This is a genomic window from Stenotrophomonas lacuserhaii (assembly GCF_039674585.1).
Taxonomy (GTDB): domain Bacteria; phylum Pseudomonadota; class Gammaproteobacteria; order Xanthomonadales; family Xanthomonadaceae; genus Stenotrophomonas; species Stenotrophomonas pennii_A.
Window position 1 is genome coordinate 23,434 of record NZ_JBDJNU010000050.1, and the last position, 6,674, is coordinate 30,107.

The window sequence follows — 6,674 nt, forward strand, 5'->3', positions numbered from 1 at the left end:
CGGTCGGCCGTTTCAACCGGCCATCCCGGAATGCCGCAACAGCGCATCGATGCTTGGCGCGCGGCCGCGGAAAGCCTGGAAGTTTTCCGCGGCGCTGCGGCTGCCGCCGCGCCCGATGATCTCATCGCGGAACCGCGCACCGGTCGCCGCCACGGCGTCCGGCGCCTCTTCGAAGGCCGCATAGGCGTCCGCACTCAGCACTTCGGCCCACTTGTAGCTGTAATACCCCGCCGCATAACCGCCGGCGAAGATATGGCTGAACTGGTGCGGGAAGCGATTCCACTCCGGCGGATGGTTCACCGCGACCTCGTCGCGCACACGTTCCAGCAAGGCCAGCACGCTGTCCTGCTGCGGTTCGAACTGGCTGTGGACCAGCATGTCGAACAAGCCGAATTCCAGCTGTCGTACCGTGGCCATGCCGCTGTGGAAATTGCGCGCCGCCAGCATTTTTTCGTACAGCGCGCGCGGCAACGGTTCGCCGGTTTCCACGTGCGCGGTCATGCCCTGCAGGTGGCTCCACTCCCAGCAGAAGTTTTCCATGAACTGGCTGGGCAGCTCCACCGCATCCCACTCCACGCCGTTGATGCCTGCCACGCCCAGTTCGCCGATGCGGGTCAGCAGCTGGTGCAGGCCGTGGCCCATTTCGTGGAACAGCGTGGTGACCTCGTTGTGGCTGAAGGTCGCCGGCCTGCCTTCGCTACCGCGACCGAAGTTGCAGACCAGGTAGACCAACGGCGTCTGCACGCTGCCATCCGCGCGCACGCGACGGTTGCGGCAGTCGTCCATCCAGGCACCGCCGCGCTTGCCTTCGCGTGCGTACAGGTCGAGGTAGAACTGGCCCACCAGCGCTCCCTGCGCGTCTTCCAGGCGGAAGAAACGGACATCGTCGTGCCACGCCGGCGCGCTGTCCGGCTGCACCCGCAAGCCGTACAACTGCTCGATCACGGCGAACAATCCGCCCAGCACCTTGGGTTCGGTGAAGTACTGTTTCACATCCTGCTCGGAGTAGCTGTAGCGCGCCTGCTTCAGCTTGTCCGCGGCAAAAGCCAGGTCCCAGGCCTGCAGGTGGTCCAGGCCCAGCGTGTCACGTGCGAACTGCTCCAGTTCCACGCGATCCTGGCGGGCGAAGGGCTTGGCACGCGCCGCCAGGTCGCGCAGGAACGCCAGCACGTCGGTCGGGTCCTGCGCCATCTTGGTGGCGATGGAATAGTCTGCATAAGAGGCGAAGCCAAGCAATCCAGCCAGCTCCGCGCGCAAGGCAAGGATGCGGTCGATGTTGCCGCTGTTGTCCAGTGCCGACTCACCGAATTCCGAAGCGCGCTGTGCGCTGGCGCGATACAGGGTCTCGCGCAGCCCGCGGTCTTCGGCATAGGTCTGTACCGGCAGGTAGCACGGCATCTGCAGGGTCAGCTTCCAACCGGGCATGCCGTCCTTTTCCGCGGCGGCACGCGCAGCGGTGCGGACATCCTGCGGCAGGCCGGCCAGGCGGGCTTCGTCCTCGATCAGCAACGACCACGCATCGGTGGCGTCCAGCACGTTCTGCGAGAACCTCGCCGCCAGCGCGGACAGTTCTTCCTTGATGGCGGTGAAGCGCGCTTTGTCGGGCCCATCCAGCGCCGCGCCACCCAGGCGGAAGTCCCTCAGCGTGTTGTCCAGCACCTTGCGCCTTGCGGCGTCGAAGCCGGCGGCCTCCGCCGTGGATGCCAGCGCTTGGTATTGCTGGAACAGCGCGAGATTCTGGCCCAGCGCGCTGCCGAAGTTGGTTACCCGTGGCAGGTTCTGGTTGTAGGCCTCACGCAACGCCGGCGTGTTCATCACCGCCTGCAGGTGGCCGACCTGGCCCCATGCCCGCCACAGGCGTTCGGTGGCATCGTCCAGCGGCACCACGAAGGATTCCCAGGTCACCGGCCGCACCCGTTCGGCGGCCGCGACGGCGGCTTCCGCGTCGGCCAGCAGCACGTCCAGCGCCGGTCCGATGTGTTCAGGCCGGATCTCGGCGAAACGCGGCAGGCCGGAAAAATCGAGCAACGGGTTGGTGGCGGTCATGGGAACTCCAGTGGCGGGTGCCACGCGGCGTGGCCTGCTGCTGGATATGGCGCCGCGCGGCCGCGATGGCAAGGGGGTCAGATCGTTTCCAGGCTGCTGGTCGGCAGGCCTGGCAACGCGCCACCCGCCAACACCGCCGCAAGCGCCGCATCCGCACCCACCACGTCGATCCCCATCCGTTCATACCAGGAAGGATCGTAGTAGCTGTGTGCGTAGCGCTCGCCGCTGTCGCACAGGATGGTGACGATGCTGCCCCCGCGCCCCGCCTCGCGCATCCACTGCGCGGCCTGCAGCACGCCGATGAAATTGGTGCCGGTGGATCCGCCGACGCGGCGCCCCAGGCGGCGGCTGACCTGGCGCATCGCGGCCAGCGCCAGTGCATCGGGCACCTTCACCATGGCGTCCACGCTGGTGGGGATGAAGCTGGGCTCCACCCGCGGCCGGCCGATGCCTTCCACCCGCGACCCGCCTTCGCAGGTCAGGTGACGCCACGGCTCACCGGCCAGCGCGGCGCGGTAGCCGTCATAGAACACCGACACTTCCGGATCCGCGCAGAGGATGCGCGTGTCATGCCGGCGATAGCTGACGTAGCGCCCCAGCGTGGCTGCCGTGCCGCCCGTGCCCGGGCTGCAGACAATCCATTCCGGAATGGGATGCGGCTCTTCGGCCATCTGCTTGAAAATGGATTCGGCGATGTTGTTGTTGGCGCGCCAATCGGTGGCCCGTTCGGCGAAGGTGAACTGGTCCATGAAGTGGCCGCCGGTCTCGCGCGCCAGCTGCTCGGAGGCGGCATTCAGGCCGCAGGCACTCTGCACCAGGTGGCAGCGGCCGCCATGGAATTCGATCGCGGCGATTTTCTCCGGCGAGGTGCTGGCTGGCATCACCGCGATGAACGGCAGGCCGAGCAGGCGCGCGAAATACGCTTCGGACACCGCGGTGGAACCGCTGGATGCCTCGATCACCGGCCGTCCTGCGCGCAGCCAGCCATTGGCCAGCGCGTACAGGAACAGCGAGCGTGCCAGGCGGTGCTTCAGGCTGCCGGTGGGATGGCTGGACTCGTCCTTGAAGTACACCTCGATGCCATCGAACCCGGGCAGGTCCATCGGAATCAGGTGGGTATCAGCCGAGCGGTTGAAATCGGCCTCGATCTTGCGGATGGCGGCAGCCACCCATTCACGCTGCGACATGGCGGATTCGTTGTCCGTGGTGGAACGGTGCGGTGCACGCATTCTACGCCGGACCGTCGTCATCCGCCGGTCGGTAGAATGGGACATCGCGCCATTCCGGGCGCCGCCACTGAAGGATCCCCATGCCCCTTGCCGACCTGCAGACCGTCCCGGGCGTCGCTGCCCAGCCGCCGGCCGAGACCGCCGGCTTCGTCTTCAACCACACCATGCTGCGGGTGAAGGACGCCACTGCCTCGCTGGACTTCTACACCCGCGTGCTGGGTTACCAGCTGATCGACAAACGCGATTTCGCCGAGGCCCGGTTCAGCCTGTACTTCCTGGCCCTGCTGCCGGCCGGTACCGTGGTGCCTGAGTCGGACGCCGAGCGCCGTCAGTGGATGGCGGGCATGCCGGGGGTGCTGGAACTGACCCACAACCATGGCACCGAAGCACAGGACGGCCCGGTCTACCACGATGGCAACAGCGATCCGCGCGGCTTCGGCCACATCTGCGTGTCCGTGCCGGACATCAAGTCGGCATGCAAGCGCTTCGACGACCTGCAGGTGCCCTACCAGAAGCGCCTGGAAGACGGCCGCATGAAGCACCTGGCCTTCATCAAGGACCCGGACGGCTACTGGGTCGAGATCATCTCCAACGCCTGACGTGAAAAAAGGGGACGGAGGGGATTAAGTCATTTCTGGCACAATCGGGCCGCAAGCGACTTAATCCCCTCCGTCCCCTTTTCATGGAGCGTGAGCATGGAAACCAACGAGCTGCATCGCGGGCGATTGATCGACCACATCCAGCTGATCGTGCGCGATCTTGCCGCCAGCCGACGTTTCTACCAAGCGGTGTTCGACACCGTCGGCATCCCGATCGCCGGCGAAGGCGAGGACTACTTCTGGGCCGATGAGCTGTTCATTTCCAGCGCTGAAAGTGACGCCGCTGCCGGCGAGCTGACCGGTCGCCACCACCTGGCCTTCCAGTCACGCGACCGCGCCACCGTGGAGGCGTTCCACAAGGCAGCCCTTGCCGCCGGCGGCAAGGACAATGGCGCGCCGGGCGAACGGCCCTATCATCCCGGCTATTACGCCGCATTCGTGCTGGACCCGGATGGCAACAACATCGAAGTGGTCTACCACGGCGAGGCAACCTACAGCGCCGGATCGGTAAAGGTCACGTTCTGAGGTCGGCCACGCCCCTGAAATGAAGAAGCCGGGCACTGCCCGGCTTCCGATGTCGCGATGCGCCGAAGGGTCAGTGCGCGGCCAGGTAGATGTCCTGCAGCACGGCCTTTTCCAGCTCCAGCTCGCCCAGCAGGTTCTTGACGATATCGCCCAGGCTGAGGATGCCGACCAGCGTCGCGCCTTCAGTCACCATCAGGTGGCGGCGACGCGAATACGTCATCAGCGACATCGCCTGCTTCAGCGTCGCCTCCGGCGCGATGCCTTCCAGGCCCGTCGAGGGCACGCTGGAAATTACCCGGCGGCCGGCCTGCGGACCATCATCGGCGAGGCTGCGGACGATGTCCTTTTCGGAAATGATGCCGACCGGGGCACCGTCTTTGGTCACCACCAGGGCAGCGATCCTGTTCGCGCTCATCTTGTGCGCGGCAGCACCGATCGTATCCTCGGAATCGATGGTGATGACAGCTTCTTTCTTGGATTGCAGCAGCTCGCGGACGTTCATTCTTGTTTCCTGTTGCAGGTCACTGATTCGAAAAATGTGCTCTGCCGATGCGCCCCCTCCGCGGGGACCGACCTTCCAGCGCACGTCTGGTGCAGCGCGAACGGGGCAGGTTCAATCGTTCAATCCCACCCCGGCAGGTTCGATTCTACGACTGCGACCATCGGTCACTACCGGCATCGATGGCACAGTGCATCGTGGAACCAACCAACGACCCAGAGAATGGCACTACCATAGAAACCGCTGCTGAACACAGCCTGCCGAGCGCGCTCAAGATGCGTCGTCGACTGCCGAGATGCGGACAGAACACCGGAGTTGTGTCCCAGTTGCAATCCCGCGTCTGTCATGACGCATGCCGCGCACTCTGTCTGGACTCTGCACCCATGGCATGCAGCGTCCTGCCGCAGCGTGGTGGATTCAGCCTGCGCCGCCCCCCATGGTTAGGGCAGTCCACGACGCCACGCGTCGCGCTCCCCCTCCTCCACGGATGTCCCCATGTCCCACCTGTTCTCCCCGTTCCAGCTGAAAGGCGTGACCCTGCGCAACCGCATCGCGGTGCCGCCGATGTGCCAGTACAGCGCCGTTGAGGGCGTTCCCAACGCGTGGCACCTTGCGCACTACACCCAGCTGGCCCGTGGCGGTGCCGGCCTGGTCATCGTGGAAGCCACCGGCGTATCGCCGGAAGGCCGCATCACCCCCGGCTGCCTTGGCCTGTGGAATCAGGCGCAGGCTGACGCACTTGCCCCGATTGCCGCCGCCATCGCCCAGACCGGTGCCGTGCCGGGCATCCAGATCGGCCATGCCGGTCGCAAGGCCAGCGCCAACCTGCCATGGGAAGGCGATGACCATATCGCCGAAGACGATGCGCGTGGTTGGCCCACCTTGGCGCCGTCGGCCATCGCCTTCGGTGGCGGTCTGTCCAGGGTGCCCCAGGAAATGACTATCGACGACATCAAGCGCGTGCAGGCTGACTTCGTCGCAGCCGCCGAACGCGCGCGCGATGCCGGCTTCAAATGGCTGGAACTGCATTTCGCACATGGCTACCTTGCACAGAGTTTCTTCTCCGCCTACAGCAACCAGCGCGATGACCAGTACGGTGGCAGCTTCGACAACCGCGCCCGTTTCCTGCTGGAAACCGTCGCCGCGGTACGCGCAGTGTGGCCGGCCGAGCTGCCGTTGACCGCGCGCATGGGCGTCATTGAATACGACGGGCGCGATGAAGAAACCCTGGCCGAATCCATCGAACTGGTCCGCCAGATGCGCGAACGTGGGCTGGACCTGCTCAATGTCAGCATCAACTTCGTCATTCCCACCGGCGTGGTGCCGTGGGGCACGCCGTCCTTCCTGGCGCCGATCGCCCAGCGCGTGCGTGCTGAAGCCGGCATTCCCGTGGCGGTGGGCTGGTGCGTGGATGGCGCTGAGGCGGCCGAAACCATCGTGCAGGAGCAGCAGAGTGACCTGGTGATGATCGGCCGCGCGCACCTGGCCAACCCGCATTACCCGTACCAGCTGGCGCAGGAACTGGGCGTGGAAAACCCGGCCTGGACCACGCTGCCCGCACCGTACGCGCACTGGCTGGCGCGCTACCGCGGGCCGGGCCGGGCTTCGGCGCAGTAAGCAGGAGGTTTGACGTCAACGTCAACGTCAACGTCAACGTCAACAGCTGCAGGGCTGTTGCGTTGGCAGGGCGGGGTGGGTTCGTGGGAATCGCCGCAAGTACGTCCATGTAGGCTCGCCATCCGCATCCATGCGGATGAGCGTTCCCACGAACCCACC

The 6,674-nt window shown here is 65.7% G+C and carries 6 protein-coding genes; 3 read left to right on the forward strand and 3 right to left on the reverse strand.

Translation table 11 applies throughout. The features are described 5' to 3' along the window. Positions 1 to 12 precede the first annotated feature (12 nt). The gene (locus ABE522_RS15595; RefSeq protein WP_346592482.1) at positions 13 to 2,046 is read right to left on the reverse strand and encodes a M3 family metallopeptidase; all 2,034 of its coding nucleotides are present in this window, start codon (positions 2,044 to 2,046) and stop codon (positions 13 to 15) included. 77 nt (positions 2,047 to 2,123) lie between these two features. Next, positions 2,124 to 3,233, reverse strand: coding sequence for a PLP-dependent cysteine synthase family protein (locus tag ABE522_RS15600; RefSeq protein WP_346592483.1), 1,110 nt, complete (start codon positions 3,231 to 3,233; stop codon positions 2,124 to 2,126). Positions 3,234 to 3,355: 122 nt separating this feature from the next. Between ABE522_RS15600 and gloA the strand changes: the two genes are divergently transcribed. Beyond that, complete coding sequence (gene gloA / locus ABE522_RS15605) at positions 3,356 to 3,874, forward strand: lactoylglutathione lyase (protein WP_346592484.1); 519 nt, start codon at positions 3,356 to 3,358, stop codon at positions 3,872 to 3,874. A 96-nt stretch (positions 3,875 to 3,970) separates the two neighbouring features. Further along, complete coding sequence (locus ABE522_RS15610; protein ID WP_346592485.1) at positions 3,971 to 4,399, forward strand: VOC family protein; 429 nt, start codon at positions 3,971 to 3,973, stop codon at positions 4,397 to 4,399. Between the two features lie 70 nt (positions 4,400 to 4,469). On the opposite strand, the gene ABE522_RS15615 is transcribed toward ABE522_RS15610, so the two are convergent. Beyond that, complete coding sequence (locus ABE522_RS15615; RefSeq protein ID WP_346592486.1) at positions 4,470 to 4,901, reverse strand: CBS domain-containing protein; 432 nt, start codon at positions 4,899 to 4,901, stop codon at positions 4,470 to 4,472. 492 nt (positions 4,902 to 5,393) lie between these two features. On the opposite strand from ABE522_RS15615, the gene ABE522_RS15620 reads away from it, so the two are divergent. Further along, positions 5,394 to 6,515, forward strand: a complete 1,122-nt coding sequence (locus tag ABE522_RS15620; RefSeq protein ID WP_346592487.1) for an NADH:flavin oxidoreductase/NADH oxidase — start codon at positions 5,394 to 5,396, stop codon at positions 6,513 to 6,515. Positions 6,516 to 6,674: the final 159 nt, after the last annotated feature.